Here is a 21,901-nt window from a genome sequence, read left to right on the forward strand (position 1 = left end):
AAGGATCAAACCGGCAAACCCTTACAGGACAAGCAGAAGTTGGACCGTCCGGGTTCGAAATGTCCTGCCGGACGGTCCGGCCGAACCGGAGGATCAGCGGCGGCGGCGAGCCGAGCCGAACAGGCCCCGGACGATCTCGCGTCCGGCGGAGCGGGCGAACTGTTTGAACGCGGACGAGCCGATCACCTGCTCGACCATCGACTTGTCCTGCTTCTGCGCCCGCGGCCTCGGCTCTGGTGCTGGCTTGGCCTGCTCCTCCGCCTGACGCTCGGCCTCGGCCTGCTCGGCGCCGGCCTGCACCTTGGCGGCGAGCGTCTCGTAAGCCGACTCGCGGTCGATCACCTCGGTGTACTTCGCGTTGTTCGGCGACGCCTGCACCGATGCGGTCAACTGCTCGGCCGTGGCCGGCGCCATCAGCGACAGCGGCGCCCGCAGCCGGGTCCACGCGACCGGCGTCGGCGCACCCTTCTCGTTCATCACCGTCACGATCGCCTCGCCGATCCCGAGCTGGGTCAGCACCTCGGCCAGGTCGTACGACGAACTCGGGAACGTCGACACGGTCGCCTTCAGCGCCTTCGCGTCGTTCGGCGTGTGCGCCCGCAACTGGTGCTGCACCCGCGAACCGAGCTGGGCGAGCACGTCGTCCGGCACGTCCTTGGGGGTCTGGGTGACGAAGAAGACGCCGACCCCCTTCGACCGGATCAGCCGAACGGTCTGTGCGATCGAGTCCAGGAACGCCTTCGACGCGTCGTTGAACAGCAGGTGCGCCTCGTCGAAGAAGAACACCAGCTTCGGCTTGTCGACGTCGCCGACCTCGGGCAGGTCGTGGAACAGATCGGCCAGCAGCCACATCAAGAAGGTGGAGAACAGCGCCGGCCGGTCCTGCAGGTTCGGCAGTTCGAGCAGCGAGATCAGGCCCTTGCCGTCGCGCTGCTGCAGCAGGTCCGCGGTGTCGAACTCCGTCTCACCGAAGAACGCCTCCGCACCCTGGTCGGCGAACCCGATCAGCGACCGCAGGATCACCCCGGCGGTCGCGGCCGACAACCCGCCGAGCTCCTTGAGGTCGCCCTTGCCCTCGTCGCTGGTCAGGTGGGTGATGACCGACCGGAGGTCCTTCAGGTCGAGCAGCGTCAGGCCCTGCTTGTCGGCGTAGTGGAAGATCAGCCCGAGCGACGACTCCTGGACGTCGTTCAGCCCCAGCACCTTGGACAGCAGCACCGGGCCGAACGACGTGATGGTCGCCCGGATCGGGATCCCGGAGCCCTGCCCGCCGAGCGCGTAGAACTCGGTCGGGAACCCGGTGGCGGTCCACTCCTGGCCGATCGTCTTGGTCCGGGCCAGCAGCTTCTCGCTCTCCTGGCCCGGCTGGGAGATGCCGGACAGGTCACCCTTGATGTCGGCGGCGAACACCGCGACCCCGGCCGCCGACAGCTGCTCGGCCATCAACTGCAGGGTCTTCGTCTTACCGGTACCGGTCGCGCCCGCGACCAGGCCGTGCCGGTTCACCATCGCCAACGGGATCCGGACCGCCGCCTCCGGTTTCGGCTCGTCGCCGACCAGCAGCGCGCCGAGTTCGATCGCCGCCCCTTCGAACGCGTACCCCTGCGTGACGGTCTCCACGACATCAGCTGTCTCGGCCATGTCAGCGTGCCTTTCCCCGATTTGAAGGAACCACTCGCTGCGCATGCTAGTGCCCTCGGGTGTGGATGGGAGAGTTATCCACACCCGAGGACGGTCGCTGGTCAGCGCATGACGACCACGTGGGTGGCTCCGGCGGCGAAGGTCCAGATGGCGGCGGACATCGACGCTGTGACCCGGATGCAGCCGTGCGAGGCGCGGTAGTTGGTGCCGAGCAGCCAGTCGGCGTGGATCTGCTTCCCGTTCGACTTGTACGTCGGGATCTGGTGGAACCCGATCCCGCAGGGCGCGAACCGGACGAAGTTGTTCAGGTACAGGCTCGCGCCGTCGGTGTTCTTCCGGATCCGCGCCGCCCGCCCGCACTTCGCGCCGCTCGTGTAGTTCCCGGCGCGCAGGTACGACGGGTTGTCGATGATCCCGCCCTGCCGGACGACTTTGCCGCGGGCATCGATCAGCCACACCCAGTTCTGCGTCTGGCTGATGACGATCCGCCGCCCGCTCCCCGACCGCCGCGGCACCGACCGCACGTCACACCGTTTCGCGGTCGTCGCCATCAGCCGCGAGTACGTCGTACTGTTCAGGGCACCGGACTGGCTCAGGACGTTGGCGGACTGGAACCGGACCGTGGCCGCCTGGGTCATCGCGCCGATCCTGCCGTCCACCGGCCCGGCCGTGCAGCCGAGCTTGTTCAGCCGTGTCTGAGCCGCCTTCGCCTGTGTCACCGTGAGCGCGTCGGCCGGCAGCGCCGTACCTGCCGCGACCAGCGTCACGGCCGCTGCGGCGAGCCCGAGTTTGGAAAGAATTCGCATGCGGTTCACCCCCTTGGTCGTGGGCGAGGAACCCACGCCCACCACTGCCTCTCCGGATAGGACGTCCACCGGCACCGAAAGGTTGAGTCCCCACCCCCGTCTGATCCGGTGACGTTCATGACCTCTCACAAGACCTTTTACCCCGCTAGACTTCGAGGGGTGATCTTCAAGCGCGTCGGGGAGGAACGCCCATACCCGGACCATGGCCTGCAGCCGAAGGACTGGTCTTCGCTGCCGCCGAGGCAGGTGCGGCTGGACGAGCTCGTCACCACCAAGGGCACCCTCGATCTGAACGCGCTCCTCGATGAGGACTCCACCTTCTACGGCGATCTGTTCGCGCATGTCGTCGAGTGGAAGGGTGAGATGTTCCTCGAGGACGGCCTGCACCGCGCCCTGCGTGCCGCGCTGCAGCAGCGTTTGGTCCTGCATGCCCGGGTACTGGTCGTGGACTGACCAGATGCCTGCTCACGGGGGGTTGAGCCGATGACCGCGATCCATCCACAGCCGAGGCCGCATTCGCGGATCCATTGGCGGACGCCGATCACGATGGTGGCACTGCTGGTGATCCTGGTCGGCGGCGCCTGGTGGGGCTGGAACTCGTTGATCAACAGCAGCGCCGAGCCGACCTGCGTCGACCAGAAGCTGCCGAACAACCGCCTGGTGCCCAAGCAGGTGGTGGTGAACGTCTACAACGGTGGAGCCAAGGCGGGTACGGCGGCCGCCGTGGCCGACGTACTGAAGAAGCGCGGGTTCCACGTCGCGAGGATCGCGAACGAGCCGAAGGGCGACAAGATCGACGTCGTCGCGATCCGCGGCGCGACCGACAAGTCGCCCGAACTCCTCCTGATCGCCGGCCAACTCAGCCAGAAGGCCCTGACCATCGGCGACGAGCGCACCGACCACACCGTCGACCTGGTCCTCGGCCCCCGCTACACCGGCCTCAAGGCCAAAGGCCTCCCCTCCGTAGCCCTGCCCCCCGACACCACCCTCTGCCTCCCCGTCATCCACACCCCCCAACCCATCCCCTCCGGCCAAAACCCAAACTGATCAGCCAGTCGGCTTAGGGTGCCCCGTCCCGGCGTACGTGATCCACACCGTCCGCACTTCCGGGTCGACGAGATACCAGATCCGCCCTCCACCAGTTACCTCGTACTGCCACTGCTCGAGTCCGTCCTGGGTGGACAAGGTTCCCTTCAAGCGGTGGTGCCGGCCCGACTGAGGAAACGGTTGCGGCTCAACCCGGATCTCCGCCCATACCCTCGCCGTGTTCCCAGGAACCTGTCGACACAGTTCCTCCCATCCTTTGGCGGCGGGAGTGCTGAAGAACCTCAGCTCCCAGTGATCGGTTCCTGCGGGAGGAGCGACCCGATCGCCGCGCTTGGCGGGACTCACTCGCCTGCAGGCTCGGGCACCGGGCCGAAATCGCCCTTGTCTGATGATCGGAGGATGGCGAGCAGCTCAGGGTCGGCCCAGACCTCGGCTGTATTGCGCCACTGAGCGATCAGGATGAGCACAGGCGCCGGAACGCCGAGCTCTAAGCTGGCGTCCATCACGTCGACCAACTCCTGCGCGAAGCCGATCCGGTCCTCCGGAGGCAGGAACGCGACCCAGGGAAACACCTGCGGCAGGACGTCGAGCAAATACTGCGACCGCAGCACCGGATTGCCCATCACCGCACGCAGCATTCGCACGGTGACGTCCGCCAGTTCGCTCTCCTCGGTCGCCCGGTCGGCGGTTGTCAGCACGAGGTCGTCTTCGGAGCCGCGGCGGTGGATGCGCAGCGCTCGGCTCCGGCTCGCCTTCAGCTTCTCCACTGTTTCGTTCGGGCGCTGGAGTAGATCGGAGAAGTTCACTTCCTGCAGTTCCGGCATACTTCAAAAGTAGTTCAGAACTCACGGCTGGGCAAGCCGCTTTCAGTGTTGTTCGCGGCCTCGTTCGCCGAACCAGCCGGCCAGGCGGCCGGCGCGGGAGACGGCGCGGAGGCGGCGGGCGGTTTGGTCGCGGAGCGGGCTGGGGGCGACGACGAGGAGGGAGTCGCCGGCTCGGAGGACGGTACGGCGGTCGGGGACGAAGGCTCGGTCGCCGCGGATGATCAGCGAGACGGACACGCCGACGGGCAGGCGCAGTTCGCCGATCTCGACGCCGGCCAGGCGGGACTCGCTCGGTACGTGCACCTGGAGCATGTCGGCCCCGAGCGACTCCAGCGGCGCGACATCGATGTCCACCTCGTACGACGCGTTCTCGTCGAGCACCTTCAACCGGCGGGCCAGCCACGGCAGGGACGGACCCTGCAGCAGCGTGAACAGCAGGACCAGCACGAACACCACATCGAAGATCCGGTCCGCCTGAGGCACGCCCGCCGCCAGCGGGATGGTCGCCAGCACGATCGGCACCGCACCGCGGAGGCCGGCCCACGCGATGAACGTCTGCTCACTCCACGGCATCCGGAACGGCGCCGCCGACACCGCGACCGACGCGAACCGCCCGACCACGGTCACCGCGACCCCGATCACCAGCGCGATCACCAGGTCGTCCAGCCCGATCCGGGCCGGGGACGCGAGCAGCCCGAGCATGATGAACAGCCCGATCTGCGCCAGCCAGGCGATCCCGTCGACGAACGAACGGGTCGCCAGCCGGTGCGGCAGCTCGGCCCGCCCGAGGATCAGCGAGGTCACGTAGACCGCCGCGAACCCCGACACATGCAGCAGCACCGCGCCACCGGCGTACGAAAGGAACGCGAGCGACAGGACCGCGACCGGGTACAGACCGGCCGAGCCGAGCGCGACCCGGCGGAGCAGTCCGACGCTGATCCAACCGATCAGGAATCCGAACAGCGCGCCGACGACCAGCTCGTAGAGCACCAGACCGGTGAAGTACCAGATGCCCTTCTCGCCGACCTCGCCCGTGCTCACCAATGTGACCAGCAAGACCGTCGGCGCGTCGTTCAGACCGGACTCGGCCTCGAGCGCACCCCGCAACCTCGGTCTGATCGGGACACGACGCAGTACGGAGAAGACCGCCGCGGCGTCGGTCGGTGAGGTGACCGCGCCGAGCAGGACCGCGAACTGCCAGTCCAGCCCGAGTACGAAGTGCGCGACACACGCGACCACCCCGACGCTGATCGCGACGCCGACGGTCGCCAGTACGACGCCCAGTGGCATCACCGGGCGTACTTCGTTCCACCGGGTGGTCAGACCGCCCTCGGTCAGGATCACCACCAGCGCGGCGAACCCGAGGGCGTGCGCGAGCTGCGCGTCCTCGAAGTGGATGTGTCCCGGGCCGGACTCGCCCAGCACCAGGCCCATCCCGAGGTAGATCAGCAGCGAGGGGAGCCCGAGCCGCCCGGACAACCGGACCGCGACAATCGCGACCAGCAGCACGGCCGCACCGGCCAGCAGAATCCGGTCGAGCTCCGCGACATCCATTGGGGCCCCCCGCTGCGTCAGGTCCCGAGAGACGAAGACCCTGACGCATCACACAGCATCAGGGTCTCCGGCCTTCAGCCACCCCGGAGGGCGGTATGGCGGTGGCGGAGGGATTTGAACCCTCGGACGGGGGTTGCCCGTCACGCGCTTTCGAGGCGCGCTCCTTCGGCCGCTCGGACACGCCACCGCCGGAGAGGCTATCAAGGTCTGTGCCCGATGAAGAAATCGCGCAGCCGCGCGCCCGCCTCGTCGGCCATCACACCGCCCACCACTTCGGGCCGATGATTCAGCCGGCGATCCCGGACGACGTCCCACAACGACCCCACCGCGCCCGCCTTCTCGTCGTACGCCGCGAAGATCAGCCGGTCCAGCCGGGACAGCACGACCGCGCCCGCGCACATCGTGCAGGGCTCCAGCGTGACCACGAGAGTGCAGCCGGTGAGCCGCCACTCGCCCACGTGCCGGGCGGCCTCGCGGATCGCGAGTACTTCGGCATGCGCGGTCGGATCCCCGGTCGCTTCGCGCTCGTTGTGACCACGTCCGATCACCTCGCCCGAGGCGTCCACCACGATCGCCCCGATCGGTACGTCGGGCAGCGCCTTCTCGCCTTCCGCCAGCGCCAGGGCCATCAGCCGGGCCCACTCCCGCTGGACCGCCGGGCTAACCAAGGGCTTCGATCGCCTCGTGGAACTGGTTGCCGAACCCAAGGGCCTCGGCGACCTCCTCGAGCATCTCCTCCGGGTAGAGGTCGACGTCGTCGCACAGCGCGCCCAGGTCCATCGCACTCATGCCGAGGTCGGCGATGATCGCCAGGTCACCGGCCGGGACCTGTTCGTCGTCGTCATCGGCCAGCGGGATGTCGAGTTCGTCCACCACCTGCCGGGCCAGCGGCCACTCGGTCGCGGCGGTGACGTCGGAGATCAGCAACCGGGCCCGGCCGCCGATCACGCGCAGCAGCAGGAAGAAGTCCTCGTCGACCGAGATCATCCCCAGCACCCCGGCCTCACCGGGGTAGCGGCGCAGGGCCGACACCAGGGTGGACAGCTCAGGCTCACCGCGCAGCACCAGCGGGGTGACGTTCCAGACGCCGTCCTCGGTGTAAGCGGCGACCGCGAAGTCGAGGTCGGTGGTCATCGGCCCTGCCGTGGCATCAGACACCGGATCATCGTCGCAGACTCGCGCCGTACAAGGGAGATATTCGCGATCTCGACGTGATATCGGTACCGCGAACACACGGAGTCACAACACTTGCTCTCAGTGATGGTACGTCGCTCTGCGCATCGCTTCCCGCAGCTGCCGGACCCGGGCTCGCCGGGGTGCGATCCGGTCCCGGAGTGCGCGCGCTTCCTCGAGCTCCCGGAGGAACGCGGCGCGGCGCCGGAGGCGATCGAGTTGTTCGGGCGTCTTGGCACCGCTGTCCGTCATCGGCGTACTCCCTGGGGGGCGAGGCAGGGCTCATTCCAATGCACTTTCGAGTCTGACAGCGAGCGAGCTTTCCCGCGCCGAATCGCCGACGGTACCGTTCCGGCTTATGCAGATCCTCGTCGTGGACCACCCGCTCGTCGCCCACAAGCTCACCGCGCTGCGGGACGAGCGCACGGACTCGCCCACGTTCCGGCGGCTGACCGAGGAGCTCGTCACGCTGCTCGCCTACGAGGCGACCCGCGACGTCCGCACCGGTCCGGTCACCGTGCAGACCCCGGTCGCCGAGGCCCAGGGCGTCAAGCTGTCCGCGCCGAAGCCGCTGGTCGTCCCGATCCTGCGGGCCGGCCTCGGCATGCTGGAGGGGATGTCGCGGCTGCTGCCGACCGCGGAGGTCGGCTTCCTCGGCATGATCCGCGACGAGGAGACCCTGCGGGCGTCGACTTACGCCGAACGCCTGCCGGAGGACCTGTCCGGTCGGCAGTGCTACGTCCTGGACCCGATGCTGGCGACCGGCGGGACGCTGTCCGCGGCGATCCAGTTCCTGGTCGATCGCGGCGCAGACCACATCACCGCGATCTGCCTGCTGGCCGCGCCCGAAGGCGTCGAGCACGTGGAACGCGAACTCACCCACCTCGACGTCCCCTGCAACCTCGTCATCGCGGGCATGGACTCGCACCTGAACGAGAAGGGCTACATCGTGCCCGGCCTGGGCGATGCGGGTGACCGCCTGTACGGCGTCGCGCAGTAAAAGAAAAAGCAGTTGTTGGGAAGAGGGCCTGGGCGACGCCGGTGATCGTTTGTACGGCGTCGCCCAGTAGCCGTCAGACGAAGGTGTCGCGGTAGAAGAGGTTGGCGCGACGGTCGCCGGTGACACCGGAGGCGAAGCCGAAGCAGAGCCGCGGGCGCCCGAAGCGGTCGACGTGCACCCCAACACCTTCGGCCTCGCGATACACGAGGTCTGCCCCGTCCAGGATCCGCACGGACTCGACGACCTGGCCGCTGTTGATGTCGAAGCACCAGAGCTTCGAAGTGAACAGTGCCGGATCGGGCGCACCGGCGTACGCCTCACCCTCCCAGAGGTAGACGTACGAGCCGTACAGCGCCCAGCCCTGGAAGTCGATGCCCTCGGTCATCGCGGGCTGCTTGAACGACGCGATCGGTCGTGAGAAGTTGCCCGCCCGGGCGGCGATCAGCGAGTAGACGTTGATGTGGAAGCCGTCGGACAGCGTGTGCCGGATCCCGATCTGTCCGTGCCGCTGGTCGACCGACGGTGTGAAGACAGCACCGTCCGCGACCGGCTTCCAGCTCCGCAGCCCCGGCGAGTCCTTGGTCAGCGTCGCGCCGTCCTGCCAGCGGAAGCGGGCGATCTGGCGGCCCCGGGCGTTCACCGTGTCCACATCGGTCTCGGTCCACAGGTACGTCGTACGCCCGACCGCCTCGGCCCCGATCGAGACCGCGTGGCCGAACCCGCTCAGGTACATGTGCCCGACGACGTCACCGGCGAGACTGAGCCGCGTCAGCGTGAGATCACCGCTGTTCGAGGCTGTCTTGGAGCGCAGTTGCCCGGAGAACAGCCGCTGGTTCACGTTGTCGAAGGCAATCGACTGCATGACGGTCACATCGGCCAGCGGCTTGCTGCGGAACAGTTCGCCACCCGGCCCGTCGAGGGCGAAACGTCGGCTCGGCGGGAGGCTGGCTGTGCGGGCGGCGGCGGGTGATCCGACGGCGCCGGCGACGAGCATCGCACCGGCACCGGCCAGCAACCCACGGCGGGAGAGGTTGTCCATAGCGCCGACCGTAAGCGATTTACCGCGAACTGTCAGCAGTCCGCGCAAGATTTTCTGCTAACTAATCATCCAAGAGTGTTAGAACGCGTACGGGTACGGCGACCAGTCGGCCGGGCGCTTCTCCAGGAACGCGTCGCGACCCTCGGCGGCCTCGTCGGTGCCGTAGGCGAGCCGGGTCGCCTCGCCGGCGAACAACTGCTGCCCGACCAGCCCGTCGTCGATCAGGTTGAAGGCGTACTTCAGCATCCGCTGCGCGGTCGGCGACTTCGCGCAGATCTTCCGGCCCCACTCCAGCGCGACCGCCTCGAGCTCGGCGTGCGGCACGACCTTGTTCACCATGCCCATCCGGTACGCGTCCTCCGCGGAGTACTCGTCGCCCAGGAAGAAGATCTCCCGCGCGAACTTCTGCCCCACCTGCCGGGCCAGGTACGCCGAGCCGAAGCCACCGTCGAACGACGCCACATCCGAGTCGGTCTGCTTGAACCGCGCGTGTTCCGCGGACGCCAGCGTCAGGTCCGCGACCACGTGCAGGCTGTGCCCGCCACCCGCGGCCCAGCCGGGTACGACGCAGATGACGACCTTCGACATGAACCGGATCAACCGCTGTACCTCGAGGATGTGCAGCCGGCCGGCCTTCGCCGGGTCGATGCTGTCCGCCGTGGTGCCCTCGGCGTACTTGTAACCGTCCTTGCCCCGGATCCGCTGGTCGCCGCCCGAGCAGAACGCCCAGCCACCGTCCCGCGGCGACGGTCCGTTGCCGGTGAGCAGCACGCAGCCGACGTCGGTCGACATCCGCGCGTGGTCCATCACCCGGTACAGCTCGTCCACCGTGTGCGGCCGGAACGCGTTGCGCACCTCGGGCCGGTTGAACGCGATCCGCACCACCCCGGCGTCGACCGCCCGGTGGTAGGTGATGTCGGTCAGCTCGAACCCGTCGACCTGCTTCCAGGCCGACGGGTCGAAGATCTCGGAGACGAACGCGGATTCGGTCACGTCCGCGAGCATATTTCAGGCTTTGGCGGTACTTTCGCGCAGGACCACCTCGGCCTTGAACGTCTCGGTGGTCGGCTCGCCACCCGCGATCGCCAGCTCGAGCGCACGCCGGCCCATCTGCTCCAGCGGCAGCCGAACCGTGGTCAGCCCCGGCCACACGTCCCGCAGCGTCGCGATGTCGTCGAAGCCGGCCACGCCGATCTCGTTCGGTACGTCGACCCCGCGCGCCCGCAACGCGGACATCGCGCCGACCGCCATCACGTCGTTCACCGCGAACAGACAATCCACGTCGGCCTTGCGATCCAGCAGTTCGCCGGCAGCGGCGTACCCACCGTCGCGAGTGAACTCGCCGGCCTGCACCACCAGCGGCCGCAGTCCGGCCTCGGCGAGTGCGGCAACGAATCCGTCGCGCCGATCGCGCGCGGTCGCCAGACTGTCCGGTCCACCGAGTACGGCGAACTTGCGCCAGCCCAACCGCACCAGCGAACGCGCCATCTCGGCCGCACCGGCACGGTTGTCGGGCTCGATCGTGTGCGCGGGCATCCCGGACTGGCTGACCAGGGCGAGGCCGGCGCCGGAGTTCAGGAACGTCTCGACCTCGGTCGCCGTCCGCGCAAGGCTCTCCTCGTCGGTACGCCGGCTGCCGATCATCACCGCGGCCCGCGCCCGCTGCGCCCGCAACGACGACAGGTAGGCGATCTCGCGGTCGGAGTCGCGGAACGTGCTGGCCATCATCACCAGCAGGTTGCGTTCGTCCGCGGCCCGCATCACGCCGTTCGCGATCGCCGCGAAGTACGGGTCCTCGATGTCGTGCACGAGGATGCCGACCACGTTCGTCGACGACTTCGCCAGCGCCTGCGCCTGCGCGTTCGGCGTGTAGCCGAGTTCGTCGGCGGCGGCCTTGACCCGTTCCTGCAGCTCCGGACGGGGCACCCGGTCCCCGCCATTGAGCACGCGAGAGGCGGTCGCGACCGACACACCCGCGCGCTGTGCCACGTCCAGCAATGTCACCGGTGCTCGAAGATTCACTGGCCTACCCTTCCGTACTCTCCCCCGGGGCGGTGGCGGTCACCTTATCGGAATTCGCGCTCCGTCACCGCTGCGCAGCCGCGACCGGTCACGCTGTGTGCAGTCAAGTCGCTGCCAATACCGGCAGAGCCTGGCATTGGGACGCGGGAGTGACTAGCCTTCCCAGCCATGACGACCGTCCGCGCCAGGGTGACGATCCTGGTCTCGTCCACCGTGCTCAGCCTTGCAACCGTCACCGGTACCGCCGCGGCTGCTCCGCTCCCGGACGACTCCGGTACGCCGGTCGCTCCCGCACCGGCCGTGACCGGCGTACCGCCGTACGTCGACCCGGCCAGGCACAGCACCGAGCCGATCTATGACTACGCCTCCGCGGTCCGCGAGTCCGTGTACGTCGACACCACGATGGACACCGACTCCGACGGCAAGGACGACGTGATCGCGGTCGACATCGTGCGGCCGAGCGAGACCGAACTGACCGGCCTGCGCATCCCGGTGATCATGGACGCGTCGCCGTACTACTCCTGCTGCGGACGCGGCAACGAGAGCGAGAAGAAGACGTACGACGAGAACGGCGTCATCCAGAAGATGCCGTTGTACTACGACAACTACTTCGTCCCGCGCGGGTACGCCGTGGTCGGCGTCGACGTCGTCGGCACCGGCCGGTCGAGTGGTTGCGGCGACGTCGGCGGCAAGGACGAGATCGACTCCGTTGTTGCGGTGATCAACTGGCTGAACGGCCGCAACAGCGCACACACCGCGGACGGTCGACCAGTGCGCGCGACCTGGACCAACGGCGCGGTCGGCATGATCGGCAAGTCGTACGACGGCACGCTGGCCAACGGTGTCGCGGCGACCGGCGTCCGGGGGCTGAAGACGATCGTGCCGATCTCGGCGATCTCCTCGTGGTACGACTACACCCGCTCCGGCGGCGTTCCGTACTCCGACGACTACATGCCCTGGCTGGGCGGGTACGTCGGGCACGACAGCCCTGCCTGTGAAGCGGTTCGCGGTGATCTCGGGGACAACGACGACGACGAAACCGGCGATTACACGAAGTTCTGGGCCGAGCGGGACTACCTGAAGGACGCCGGCAAGGTGAAGGCGTCGGTGTTCATGACGCACGGTCTGAGCGACTACAACGTGCAGACCAACCACTTCTCCCAGTGGTGGGCGGCGCTGGCGAAGAACAACGTGCCGCGCAAGCTCTGGCTGGGTCTCGAGGACCATGTCGATCCGTTCGAGTTCCGCCGCGACGCCTGGGTCGACGAACTGCACAAGTGGTTCGACTACTGGCTGCAGGGCCTGCAGAACGGCGTGATGAAGGAGCCGATGGCATCGGTCGAGACCGCGCCCGACGTGTGGCGCGACTACAAGACCTGGCCGGCCGTGAACCACTCGATCCCGGTGCCGCTGTCCGCCGGCAAACTAGGTGCCCTGGGCAAGGGATCCGTCACCGTCACCGACGATCCGGACCTGACCGAGGACGACATCGTCGCCGACCCGTCCGAGGTGATCGCGGGCCGGCAGATGTTCCTGTCCGCGCCACTGCCGCGGTCGATCCGGATCAGCGGTACGCCGACGGTGACGCTGAAGATCAAGTCCGACTCGATCACCACGCCGGTCACCGCTCGCCTGATCGAGTACGGCGATGCGGAGCGGTACACCGGCGTACGTCGTACCGATGACAGCACGTGTGAAGGGTCGAGCGTCGACTACGACGACAGTTGCTACTTCACTGTCGACAAGGTCACCGAGCAGAGCGACCACGGCATCGTCGGCCGCGGCTGGATCGACGCCGCCCACAGCGCCTCAATGAGCAAGCCGAAACCGCTCACGCCCGGCAAGTGGACCACGGTCAACGTCCCTCTCCGCGCCCAGGACGAGGTGATCCCGGAGGGCCGCGTCCTCGGCCTCGCCGTCACCCTGTCCGACACCGAGTGGACCACCCCCAACGACACCGGCGCCACCATCGACATCGACCTGGCCGGCAGCCAACTCAACCTCCCGCTCACAACCGGCAAGGTCCCGGCGCCCGCGAAGGTCCAGCCGATCGACGTTGACATCAAGACCCCGTCCCAACGCCCGGACCTCCACGACCCAACCAACTGAGCCAGTCCGCCCGGGTAGTTCCCCCCACGCGCCTGCTGCAGGCCTCGACTCCGTTGCAGGCGCGAACCCCACCGCAGTCACAACAAGCGGATATCCGCTCGTGTTGTGGGTTATCTGCTCGTGTGCGCACGGAGAACCCGCAAGACGAGGGGATAACCGGCGGCAGAAGTCACCGGGATCTGCCTGCACATGGTTCTGCTGTCGCGTGCTACGCGACTGTTCCCACCCGGACCCGTTCCTTGCTCGCGCCGGACTCGTGCGTCGCCCGGCTTGCTGCCCACACCATGGTGTAGTGCTCCTCAGGTGGGCACGGTCCTACTCGAACGTGAATCGGTAGACCTGGGACTCGCGGGGTTGGAAGCCTAGGCGTTGGTACAGGCGGTTTGCTGCTGCGCGCGACGGGCGGGACGTCAGGTCGACTGTCTTGGCGCCTGCCAACCGCGCGATGCGAAGAGCGTCCTCGGTCAACGCAGCGCCGACTCCTTGGCCGCGTGCTGCGTCGTCGACCACGACGTCCTCGATCCGCGCCCGCAGGCCGGTGGGAATCGGGAACATCACCAACGTCAGCGTGCCCACGATCGTGTCACCACTACGCGCCAGCAGAACCGTGTTGGTCTGACAAGCCACCAACCGCTCCAACGCCTCCCGGTCGAGCGGCTCGGCCGACGCCGACAACTGCGGCATCAACCGGCCGAAAGCCTCTTCCACCTCGTCGGTGATCTCACCCAGCACCTCGATCGCAACACTCACAACCCGCAGACTACTCAGCCGGCCAGGTTGTCGATCGAGTCCGCATCCTGACGCGCCAGCCTCAGCCAGGCCTCCTGCACCGCGTCCTCGGCCGGAGACCAAGCAGCACACTCAGGATTCTCCGCCCGCCCGGGAAACCCTTGCGTGGTACTGATGGTCGTCATGAGAATCGTCGTGGTCGGGGCCGCGGGCACGTTGGGGAGTGCGCTTGTTGCCCTTCTCAAGACCGAGGGGCACGAGGTTGCCGGCGTGTCCCGGTCGTCGGAGCCGCCGGTCGATCTCAGCCGGCCGGAGTCGCTCGAGGATGCGCTGGCAGCCCTGGCGCCGTTCGACGCCCTCGTGTGCCTTGGTCCTGGTACGCCGTTGCGCCCGTTGGGTGAACTCACACCGGCCCAACTCCAGACGGACTTCGCCGGCAAACTCTTCGGCCAGATCGAAGCACTGCGGGTCGCGGCCACCGTGATGACGAACGGCGTCGTCGTACTCACCGGCGGTGCGGCGCCGGAGCTGGACGGGGGATCCGGCGGCACGACTGTCAACGCAGCACTCGCCGCCTTCATCACCGCCGCCCGCCGCGAGCTCCCCGAAGGCATCCGCGCCCACGTCGTGTCCCCAGGCTGGGTCACCGAGAGCATCCCGCCCGACTGGGACGTCCCGAACTCAACCCCCGCCGCCGTGGTGGCCGCCGCCTACCTCCACACCCTCACCAATCCGAGCGCCCCCGCGGTAATCACCGTCCCATAGCTCTGGATCCCCACCCGGCCGCGGAGGAGGCTACGAGCAAATGCCTGACACCGACCGCACCTTCCTGCCGGACATCCAGTACGCAAGCCCGGACGGCATCCCCCTCCGCCTCGACATCCTCATGCCGAAGCGTCCGCCCAAGCCGCCCCCAGCCGTACTACGGATCGACGGTTGTCCAGCCTGGGGCCCCGGAGACCGATCGTCGGCCATGCTCCCGTTCGTGAACCCGGCACTCGCCCAGGCAGGCTTCCTGACCGTTGCCATCTCTGTCCGGCACAGCGGCCAAGCAACCTTCCCCGCCCAACTACATGACGTCCAAGCAGCCCTCACCTGGCTGCGATCCAATCCGCTCGGCCTCCCAGTCGACACCGAGCACATCGGCATGTGGGGACAGTCAGCCGGCGGTCACCTCGCTGCCCTGGCCGGCCTCATGCCCGGCGCCGACGTACAGGCCGTCGTCACCATCAGCGGCCCGAGCGATCTCCTGCGACCGGGCGGCGAGATGCGGATCGATCGACCGTCCCCCGTGACGGCTCTCGTGGGCGGCGACGTGACCACGCACGCCGAACAGTTGCGCGCCGCCAGCCCGATCGCTCACGTCACCGCCGACGCACCGCCGATCCTGATCATCCACGGCACCCGCGACGAGACCGTCCCCTACGAGCAGTCCGAGCGCCTGCATCGCGCCCTGATGGAAGCTGGTGCGGACACGCGGCTGATCTCGGTCGACGGCGGTCACCACAACCTCCGCCCCGATCCGGACGCCCGCTACGAGGGCCAGACTTGGTACGACGTTGCGGGCGAAGCCGCCGGGTTCTTCCGGTACTACTTGGCTTCGGCTACGAAATGCATCGGGTCGCCGAAGCCGAGGTCGGTGGTGCCGGCGGTGTAGAAGGCGCCGATCAGCAGTGAGCGCCGGTGGGCGGCGAACGTGAGTACGTGCGCGACCATTCCGCCGTACGTGAAGACGCGCGGTGGTTCGCACGTCGTGTCGACGAAGCTCTCGTCGAAGCGGCCGTCCTCGTTCAACTGGTTGACCAGGGCAACGAACCGCGATCCCGCCTCCGCGTGCCGGACGCGGAGTTCGGAGATCGGTGTGACCACCTGCCGCCCGCACTCCGGCACCTGGAACGGCCGGTCCTCCACCGACGCCAGCCACATCTCCTCCTGCCAGACCAGCCGGTCCAGCAGGTACCGGATCGAGATGTCGTCGTCGATCCCTTCCACCGAGAGCTCGATCGGCCGGTCCAGCGTCGCCGCGTCGAGCCGCCCACCGCGCTCGATCATCTCGCCGGTCAACCAGACGTGGTGCTCGACCATTCTGACCAGTACGTCCATGCCTCTCACCTCTTCCCTGGCCGGCAGGCGCAGACCCGCCGGTGGCTGAAAATGAACCCCACTGGGCGCCGTCAGGAAGAACACCCGCGACGCCTCCCGCCGCCACTCCCGCGGCGACATCCCATAAGCCCTGGCGAACGCCCGCGTGAACGCCTCGTGCGACCCGTACCCGGCCTCCACCGCGACATCCAGTACGGCGACCTGCTCGGCCAGCAACCGGTACGCCGCCCGTTCCAGCAACAACCGCCGCCGGAACGCGAACGGCGATTCTCCGGCCACCGCCCCGATCACCCGATCGAAGTGGAACCGCGACAGATGCACGCGCCCCGCGAGATCGGCCCCGTTCACCACCTCACACGGCCCGGCCAGCCCCTCGGCCACCACTGCCACGAACTCCTCGAACACATCCGCCATACCCCCACTCTGCACTCCCCGGCCCCACCACACTTGATCGAAATTGCGGACCACGGGTTATCGCGGTGCGGAGTACTCCGCAGTGTGTAGTAGTGTGTTGGGCAGAGCACCGGGAGGGTGGTCTGAGGGGTCCGTCCTCCCGGTGCGCCGAGGGAGGGTCATGGACACGAGCCAGTTGCTCAAGGGTGTGCTGGATCTTGCGGTGCTCGCGGTGCTGCGGGATGCGGACGGCTACGGGTACGACGTACTGCGGCGGCTACGGGCGGCGGGGCTGGAGGATGTCGCGGACGCATCGGTGTACGGGACGTTGCGGCGGTTGTTCGCGGCCGGTGCTCTGACGTCGTACGTGCAGCCGAGCGAGGAAGGGCCGCACCGGAAGTACTACGGGCTGAACAAGACCGGCCGTGAGCTGCTCGACCGGTCCACCAAGACCTGGAACCACTTCGCCGACACGATGTCGGTGCTGCTGCTGGAGAAGGAGGCGGCGTGAACAGCACTCTGACCGGAGCGGTCGCGACCTACCTGGCCCAGGTGCGGGCCGAGCTGAGCGACCTGCCGGCCGGCGAGCTGGAGGACGTGCTCGAGGACGTCAGCGGTCACCTCTCCGAGGTGGCCGGCGAGTTCGACGAGGAGCCGACCTCCGCCGCCTTGCGGGAGCGGTTGGGTACGCCGCGGCAGTACGCCGACGAACTGCGGACCGCGGCCGGGTATCCCCCGCGGACGCAGCCGGTGGCCGATCGCGACGCCGGCCGGAAGGCGCTGCGCTGGGGCCTGATCGCGGCCACCGTCGGCCCGTTCTTCGTTGCCGTCGGCGTCTTCGCCTGGTCGCACGCGGAGAGCGCGTTCTTCGGGTTCGTCGGGTTCGCGGTGCTGTTCGGCGCGGCGTACCTCGGGGTCCGGGCGCTGCGCGGTCACGACCCCAGGATCGTGCTGGACACTCCTCGAGGTGAGCAGGGCGCGACCACGATCCGCGGCATGATCGAGCAGATCCCGCCGAACGTCCGGTACGAGCTCGTCTCGATCGGCCAGCCGGTCTGGTGGGTGGTCCGCGGCGTGATCGGCGGCGGCGGGTTCTTCGCGCTGTGGGGCGCCGGGGCGGTCACCGTGGTCGGCGCGGTGGCCGGCGCCGCGGTCTCGATCTGGATCGGCCGTCGGACCCAGCAGGACCGCCGCTGGCTCTGGTACGTCGTACCCCTCAACGTCGTCGCGACGATCGCCGTCCCGGCCTTCCTGGCCGCGGCGTACATGGGTGCGTCGTTCGGGTTCCTCAACAACTACGGCGACTACCGCGGCAGCTCGTCGTCGTACAACCCGCCGGACGGGCTCATGTACGGCGGCACGAACGTGTCGAACCTCTACCCGTTCGATGCCCAGGGCAAGCAGGTCTCGGTGCGGCTGTACGACCAGGACGGCAACCCGATCAGCCTGCCGCTGCAGGACTGCGCGGCGAACTACGGCAGGAACCAGCCACAGACCGGCAACCTCTTCCCGCAGGCCGTGGTGAGCCCGGACGAGAACGGGAACGTCGACGAGGCAACCTGCAAGGACTCCGCCAAGGCGCCGTTCGTACCGCCACCGGCCCCGGCCACGTCGCTCCCGCCCACCCCGACTCCGAACCCGACGCCGACTCCCAACCCGACGCCGGCCAAGAGCACCCAGCCGACCGCCAAGGCCCCGACGCCGAAGCCGGGAGTGACGCTGACGGTCTCGCCGACCCGCTAGGCGGCCAGGGACTTGGTGAGACGTACGGCGCCCACCGGCGCCGGGTCGGCGGACAGCGCATAGCCGGCCTTCTGGTACAGCAGGATGTTGCGGTCGCTGTGCTCACCCGTGAAGAGCGTGGCGGCCGCGACATCATTCGGCGCCTGCCCCTCGGCGAAGGCGAGGAGCCGCCGCCCCAAACCGGTGTGACGCCGATCCGGCGCCACCATCAGCCGACCGATCTCCCAAGCATCTCCATCGCGGCGCGCACGCACCGAGCCGACGATGCGCCCGCCCGATCGCACGCACCAGGTCGACCACGTACGCAGACCCTCCGCGACCTCGCCCTCCGATTCCAGCAGCGCCGGAAGATCGAGTCGCGAGTTGGCGATCGCCTCATCAACCCAGCAGCACCGCTGCAGAACCAGCAGCTCCGCGGCATCGCTCACAGCAACCGGAACAATGTCCTCACCGTCTCGGTACAGCGGCCGCAGTACGTCGGCCACTCGATTCAGCTCGACGAGCGCACCGCGAGCCCGCACAGTCAGCCGATCCGTCGCGATCACGCGCCCGTCCCGCACATCGTCGACAATCCGCAGGAAGATGTCCCCGCCGATCGACAACATGCGTAGCGACGTGGCGACACCACGAGCCATCTGTACGCCGCGCGTCCCGGCCGACGTGTTCCCGTACCCGATGAAAAGGCAGGGCTTCCACGCCCACTCGGCATGCAGATAGTCGAAGGCATTCTTCAACGTCGCAGGCATCCCGAAGTTGTACTCGCTTGTCACGAAGACGAACGCGTCGGCCGCTGCAACCCTCCGGCTCCACGCGCGCGTGTGTTCGTGCACGTAGTTGCCGGTCGCTGGATGCTCCGGCTCGTCGAGGAACGGCAGTCCGATCTCGGCCAGATCGGCCACGCCGAGCTCCACTCCGAGCTCGGCCGCCGTAGCCGCCGTGGCGCTGGTGAACCAGTCACCGACCGCAGGCCCGAGCCGGCCGGGGCGGGTGCTGGCGATGACGACCAGGATTTTCTTTGACACGTCAAAGAGCGTAGCTCGCCATCTTTGACACGTCAAAGAGTAGGATCGGCCCGTGACCGGAACCCGATGGTTGAGCACCGACGAGGAGCGGGCGTGGCGGGCGGTCCGCCGGCTGCTGACCGTCGTACCGTCGCGGCTGGCTCGCGACCTGAACCAACTCGGTCTCTCGACAGCCGACTACGAGGTGCTGAGCACGCTGTCGGAGAAGCCGGACCGGCGCTGGGGACTGAAGGACTTCGCGGAGAAGATGCAGTGGTCACGCAGCCGGCTGTCGCACCACGCGGCCCGGATGGAGGCGCGCGGGCTGATCGAGCGGGAGCCGGATCCGTCCGACGCCCGCGGCTCGATCTACCACCTGACCGACCAGGGATTCGAGGTCCTCGCCGAGGCCGCGCCAGGTCACCTCGACTCGGTCCGTGGGCGGTTCATCGACCACCTCAGCGCTGAGGAGCTCGCAGTCCTGGAGCGGATCTCGACCCGGATCGCCGACCTGCCGGACTGATCACAGGTGGGCCGCGGCGACGCTGCGATACGTGTAGCCGAGCCGCCGGTAGACCGCGATCGCGGCAGCGTTGTCGCGATCCACCATCAGCGCCGCGCGCCCGTGCCGCTTGACCAGCTCAGCGGTCACGAACCCGCACACCTGCCGCGACAACCCCTTGCCTCGAGCAACGGACCGGGTGGCGACACCGGCCAGGAACCCGACCTCCGGTGCACTCCAGGCATCAGCCGCGATACTCAGCAGCTCACCACCGTCACCGGTCAACGCCGCCCACCGCCGTACGCCGCCACGCCCGGGCCACGCGTACGACGACGGCGAGGCCTCCGCCAGCAACTCCTCCACGCCGTCGTCGCCGTCGAGCCAGGCCGCCGTGGTCGTCACCACCGGCACCTCGGCCGTGTCCATCCAGCCGAACGACGCCGAGAACTCCATCCCCGGCACGAGATCCGCCAGCTCCCGCAGCAACTGCTCGTCACCAAAAGGGCGGTACGTCGGTCCTACCTCGGCAACCACCTTCGACGTCAACCGAGCCACGGCGTCCACGGGCCCGGCGACAGCCAGTCGATCCCGTTTCGAGAGATCCGGCGCCGCCACGGCCACCGCGTCGCCGTCGTACCAGGCCTGGACGCCTTCGCTGAAGCCTTGCCCCGCCCAGACGATCAAAGGATCGCCGGCACTCGCCCGGATCAGGTCGGCCGACGTCAGAATCTTGCGCACGCAACTATTGTGACTCAGCCCGCTGGACGGCGTAGGGGACGAGGTGGTGGTAGCCGCGGACCGAGACGCGGCGGAGGCGGCGCAGGCGGTAGGCGGGGTGGCCGTCGAGGGCCGCGGCCAGCTCGCGGTCGGCCAGGACGCGGCCGGGCTTGCACTCCGCGGTGAGGCGGGCGGCCAGGTTGACGACCTCGCCGTACACGTCGCCGAGCCGGATCAGGATGCCGCCGTACGACAGACCGATCCGCAGCTCGGGCATGTCTCCGGCCGCGGTGACGGCTTCCTGCAGGGCCAGCGCGACCGCCGCGCCCTGGGCCGCGGTGTCGGTGACGAACAGGACCTCGTCGCCGATCGACTTGATCACCCGGCCGCCGTTCAGCGCGACCACATCAGCGGCCATGCCCTCGAACCGCTCGATCAGCTGGCCGAGCTCGGTCTCGGTCATCCGCCGGGCCAGCCGGGTGTAGCTGACGATGTCGGCGAAGCCGACCGCCCGGATCCCGCGGGCCAGCTCGTCGGAGCCGGCCACCGCGCGCCCGGCCGCGGCGGCCAGGTGGCGGCGCCACACGTAGGTCTGCAGGCGCTCCATCGCGGGCAGCAGTTGCCCGGCCACCTCGATCGCCTCGTCCGCGGACAGCTTCGAGCCGGCCAGGAACTCCAGGAACATCGCGGACTGCCAGGACGCCAGCCGGGACTGGGTCTGGCCGAGCTTGCGGGCCAGCGACGACTCCATCTCCTCGGCGACGAAGTTGTCGTCCTCCAGCGCGGCGACCAGCCTCAGCGCCTCGACGTCGTCGTCGGTGAAGGCGACCTCGTCGTCCGGCACGGTCGCGAACCCGAGCGCGTGCCACATCCGCTCGGCCCGGTCGCTCGAGATCCCGGCCCGCTGCGACACCTCGAGCCGGGTGAACTTCCGCTCCCCGCCGAGCAACGCCCGCTCGAACTCCCGCTGCATACCGGCCAGATCCACCTGCCCGTTCGCACCCGGATCGGCGCCAGGGTCAGGAACCACGACGCTCGACGATGGTGGCGTCGATGGCATCGCGGAACGCGGGCAACTTGCGGGTCAGCTCGTCGAACTTCTCCCGGGTGAAGTGCAGCAGCTGCAGCCGCGACTTCGCCGTGACGGTTGCCGTGCGCAACGTGTTCTTCCGGACCGCGACCTCGCCCGCGATGTCACCCGGGCCGAGCTCGGCGATCTCCTCGCCCTTGACCCGGACCGCCGCCGTACCGCTCAGGATCAGGTACGCCGCGTCCGGCGGGGTCTGCTCCAGGATCAGCGACCAGCCGGCCGGCACAGAGACCTCCTCACCGGCCCGGAAGATGTCCCTGATGTCCCGTCCGGACAGATCCGCGAACAGCGGCAGGTCCCGCGGGGATGTCCTACCCAAAGCCACGTCGATCCTCCGAGCCCGCCGGGCCACCCCGGCGATCAGCCGATGTTTCCAGTCGGTAACTCTAACGGCTCGCCGACGCGAAG

The 21,901-nt window shown here is 68.5% G+C and carries 26 protein-coding genes and 1 tRNA gene; 9 read left to right on the forward strand and 18 right to left on the reverse strand.

The annotated features are described in order from the left end of the window. Window positions 1-93: 93 nt before the first annotated feature. A complete protein-coding gene (locus ACGFH6_RS38815) occupies window positions 94-1,641 on the reverse strand; it encodes a helicase HerA-like domain-containing protein (protein WP_393394807.1) in 1,548 nt (515 codons plus the stop codon). 101 nt (window positions 1,642-1,742) lie between these two features. Next, a complete protein-coding gene (locus ACGFH6_RS38820; protein ID WP_393394811.1) occupies window positions 1,743-2,447 on the reverse strand; it encodes a peptidoglycan-binding protein in 705 nt (234 codons plus the stop codon). A 159-nt stretch (window positions 2,448-2,606) separates the two neighbouring features. Here ACGFH6_RS38820 and ACGFH6_RS38825 point away from each other — a divergent pair, with 159 nt between their 5' ends. Next, window positions 2,607-2,900, forward strand: coding sequence for a type II toxin-antitoxin system VapB family antitoxin (locus tag ACGFH6_RS38825; protein ID WP_131365755.1), 294 nt, complete (start codon window positions 2,607-2,609; stop codon window positions 2,898-2,900). Between the two features lie 30 nt (window positions 2,901-2,930). Beyond that, window positions 2,931-3,494, forward strand: coding sequence for a LytR C-terminal domain-containing protein (locus ACGFH6_RS38830; RefSeq protein WP_393394814.1), 564 nt, complete (start codon window positions 2,931-2,933; stop codon window positions 3,492-3,494). 341 nt (window positions 3,495-3,835) lie between these two features. On the opposite strand, the gene ACGFH6_RS38835 is transcribed toward ACGFH6_RS38830, so the two are convergent. From ACGFH6_RS38835 to ACGFH6_RS38860, 6 genes are all read right to left on the reverse strand, one after another. After that, entirely contained in the window at window positions 3,836-4,318 is a 483-nt protein-coding gene (locus ACGFH6_RS38835) for a hypothetical protein (protein ID WP_393394817.1), read from the reverse strand. 42 nt (window positions 4,319-4,360) lie between these two features. Next, complete coding sequence (locus ACGFH6_RS38840; RefSeq protein ID WP_393394820.1) at window positions 4,361-5,872, reverse strand: potassium/proton antiporter; 1,512 nt, start codon at window positions 5,870-5,872, stop codon at window positions 4,361-4,363. A 96-nt stretch (window positions 5,873-5,968) separates the two neighbouring features. Beyond that, window positions 5,969-6,059, reverse strand: a tRNA-Ser gene (locus ACGFH6_RS38845). A gap of 13 nt (window positions 6,060-6,072) precedes the next feature. Continuing rightward, window positions 6,073-6,501: a nucleoside deaminase gene (locus tag ACGFH6_RS38850; RefSeq protein WP_393395111.1), complete on the reverse strand. Its 429-nt coding sequence runs from the start codon at window positions 6,499-6,501 to the stop codon at window positions 6,073-6,075. 31 nt (window positions 6,502-6,532) lie between these two features. Then, window positions 6,533-7,030 (reverse strand): tRNA adenosine deaminase-associated protein, encoded by a 498-nt coding sequence (locus ACGFH6_RS38855; protein WP_337589493.1) that lies wholly within the window; start codon window positions 7,028-7,030, stop codon window positions 6,533-6,535. A 96-nt stretch (window positions 7,031-7,126) separates the two neighbouring features. After that, a complete protein-coding gene (locus tag ACGFH6_RS38860) occupies window positions 7,127-7,297 on the reverse strand; it encodes a hypothetical protein (protein ID WP_165556040.1) in 171 nt (56 codons plus the stop codon). 106 nt (window positions 7,298-7,403) lie between these two features. On the opposite strand from ACGFH6_RS38860, the gene upp reads away from it, so the two are divergent. Then, a complete protein-coding gene (gene upp / locus ACGFH6_RS38865) occupies window positions 7,404-8,045 on the forward strand; it encodes a uracil phosphoribosyltransferase (protein ID WP_131365749.1) in 642 nt (213 codons plus the stop codon). A gap of 73 nt (window positions 8,046-8,118) precedes the next feature. Here upp and ACGFH6_RS38870 read toward each other — a convergent pair whose 3' ends face one another. From ACGFH6_RS38870 to ACGFH6_RS38880, 3 genes are all read right to left on the reverse strand, one after another. Further along, a complete protein-coding gene (locus ACGFH6_RS38870; protein WP_393394825.1) occupies window positions 8,119-9,084 on the reverse strand; it encodes a hypothetical protein in 966 nt (321 codons plus the stop codon). 78 nt (window positions 9,085-9,162) lie between these two features. After that, window positions 9,163-10,077: a 1,4-dihydroxy-2-naphthoyl-CoA synthase gene (locus tag ACGFH6_RS38875; RefSeq protein ID WP_238162770.1), complete on the reverse strand. Its 915-nt coding sequence runs from the start codon at window positions 10,075-10,077 to the stop codon at window positions 9,163-9,165. A gap of 15 nt (window positions 10,078-10,092) precedes the next feature. Further along, window positions 10,093-11,073 (reverse strand): LacI family DNA-binding transcriptional regulator, encoded by a 981-nt coding sequence (locus ACGFH6_RS38880; RefSeq protein ID WP_393394829.1) that lies wholly within the window; start codon window positions 11,071-11,073, stop codon window positions 10,093-10,095. 201 nt (window positions 11,074-11,274) lie between these two features. Here ACGFH6_RS38880 and ACGFH6_RS38885 point away from each other — a divergent pair, with 201 nt between their 5' ends. Beyond that, window positions 11,275-13,215: a Xaa-Pro dipeptidyl-peptidase gene (locus ACGFH6_RS38885; protein WP_393394832.1), complete on the forward strand. Its 1,941-nt coding sequence runs from the start codon at window positions 11,275-11,277 to the stop codon at window positions 13,213-13,215. 315 nt (window positions 13,216-13,530) lie between these two features. On the opposite strand, the gene ACGFH6_RS38890 is transcribed toward ACGFH6_RS38885, so the two are convergent. Further along, window positions 13,531-13,965, reverse strand: a complete 435-nt coding sequence (locus ACGFH6_RS38890; RefSeq protein ID WP_393394835.1) for a GNAT family N-acetyltransferase — start codon at window positions 13,963-13,965, stop codon at window positions 13,531-13,533. Window positions 13,966-13,979: 14 nt separating this feature from the next. Next, entirely contained in the window at window positions 13,980-14,129 is a 150-nt protein-coding gene (locus ACGFH6_RS38895; RefSeq protein ID WP_393394838.1) for a hypothetical protein, read from the reverse strand. On the opposite strand from ACGFH6_RS38895, the gene ACGFH6_RS38900 reads away from it, so the two are divergent. Together ACGFH6_RS38900 and ACGFH6_RS38905 are read left to right on the forward strand one after the other, a co-directional pair. Then, a complete protein-coding gene (locus ACGFH6_RS38900) occupies window positions 14,119-14,709 on the forward strand; it encodes an NAD-dependent epimerase/dehydratase family protein (protein ID WP_393394841.1) in 591 nt (196 codons plus the stop codon). The two genes, ACGFH6_RS38895 and ACGFH6_RS38900, sit on opposite strands and share 11 nt — an antisense overlap. A gap of 40 nt (window positions 14,710-14,749) precedes the next feature. Continuing rightward, window positions 14,750-15,601: a prolyl oligopeptidase family serine peptidase gene (locus ACGFH6_RS38905; RefSeq protein WP_393394844.1), complete on the forward strand. Its 852-nt coding sequence runs from the start codon at window positions 14,750-14,752 to the stop codon at window positions 15,599-15,601. Here ACGFH6_RS38905 and ACGFH6_RS38910 read toward each other — a convergent pair. Next, window positions 15,535-16,461: a helix-turn-helix domain-containing protein gene (locus ACGFH6_RS38910; protein ID WP_393394847.1), complete on the reverse strand. Its 927-nt coding sequence runs from the start codon at window positions 16,459-16,461 to the stop codon at window positions 15,535-15,537. The genes ACGFH6_RS38905 and ACGFH6_RS38910 overlap by 67 nt on opposite strands. 160 nt (window positions 16,462-16,621) lie before the next feature. Between ACGFH6_RS38910 and ACGFH6_RS38915 the strand changes: the two genes are divergently transcribed. After that, the gene (locus tag ACGFH6_RS38915; protein WP_131365736.1) at window positions 16,622-16,951 is read left to right on the forward strand and encodes a PadR family transcriptional regulator; all 330 of its coding nucleotides are present in this window, start codon (window positions 16,622-16,624) and stop codon (window positions 16,949-16,951) included. Continuing rightward, window positions 16,948-18,183 carry a DUF1700 domain-containing protein gene (locus ACGFH6_RS38920; protein ID WP_393394851.1) on the forward strand — a complete coding sequence of 412 codons (1,236 nt, stop codon included), beginning with the start codon at window positions 16,948-16,950 and terminating at the stop codon, window positions 18,181-18,183. Before ACGFH6_RS38915 ends, ACGFH6_RS38920 begins: the two co-directional genes overlap by 4 nt. Here the strand turns inward: ACGFH6_RS38920 and ACGFH6_RS38925 are convergent. Continuing rightward, on the reverse strand, window positions 18,180-19,205 hold the full coding sequence (locus ACGFH6_RS38925; protein WP_393394854.1) for a GNAT family N-acetyltransferase: 1,026 nt from the start codon (window positions 19,203-19,205) through the stop codon (window positions 18,180-18,182). The genes ACGFH6_RS38920 and ACGFH6_RS38925 overlap by 4 nt on opposite strands. A 52-nt stretch (window positions 19,206-19,257) precedes the next feature. Here ACGFH6_RS38925 and ACGFH6_RS38930 point away from each other — a divergent pair, with 52 nt between their 5' ends. Further along, window positions 19,258-19,707 carry a MarR family winged helix-turn-helix transcriptional regulator gene (locus ACGFH6_RS38930; RefSeq protein ID WP_393394857.1) on the forward strand — a complete coding sequence of 150 codons (450 nt, stop codon included), beginning with the start codon at window positions 19,258-19,260 and terminating at the stop codon, window positions 19,705-19,707. On the opposite strand, the gene ACGFH6_RS38935 is transcribed toward ACGFH6_RS38930, so the two are convergent. From ACGFH6_RS38935 to ACGFH6_RS38945, 3 genes are read right to left on the reverse strand one after another with little or no spacing between them, the layout of a single operon-like run. Continuing rightward, a complete protein-coding gene (locus ACGFH6_RS38935) occupies window positions 19,708-20,424 on the reverse strand; it encodes a GNAT family N-acetyltransferase (RefSeq protein WP_393394860.1) in 717 nt (238 codons plus the stop codon). A 4-nt stretch (window positions 20,425-20,428) separates the two neighbouring features. Next, window positions 20,429-21,433, reverse strand: a complete 1,005-nt coding sequence (locus tag ACGFH6_RS38940) for an adenylate/guanylate cyclase domain-containing protein (protein WP_393394863.1) — start codon at window positions 21,431-21,433, stop codon at window positions 20,429-20,431. Then, window positions 21,423-21,818, reverse strand: a complete 396-nt coding sequence (locus tag ACGFH6_RS38945; protein WP_131365731.1) for a cyclic nucleotide-binding domain-containing protein — start codon at window positions 21,816-21,818, stop codon at window positions 21,423-21,425. Before ACGFH6_RS38945 ends, ACGFH6_RS38940 begins: the two co-directional genes overlap by 11 nt. Between the last annotated feature and the right edge of the window lie 83 nt (window positions 21,819-21,901).

Origin of the sequence: Kribbella sp. NPDC049227, assembly GCF_043197265.1 — a bacterium.
Taxonomy (GTDB): domain Bacteria; phylum Actinomycetota; class Actinomycetes; order Propionibacteriales; family Kribbellaceae; genus Kribbella.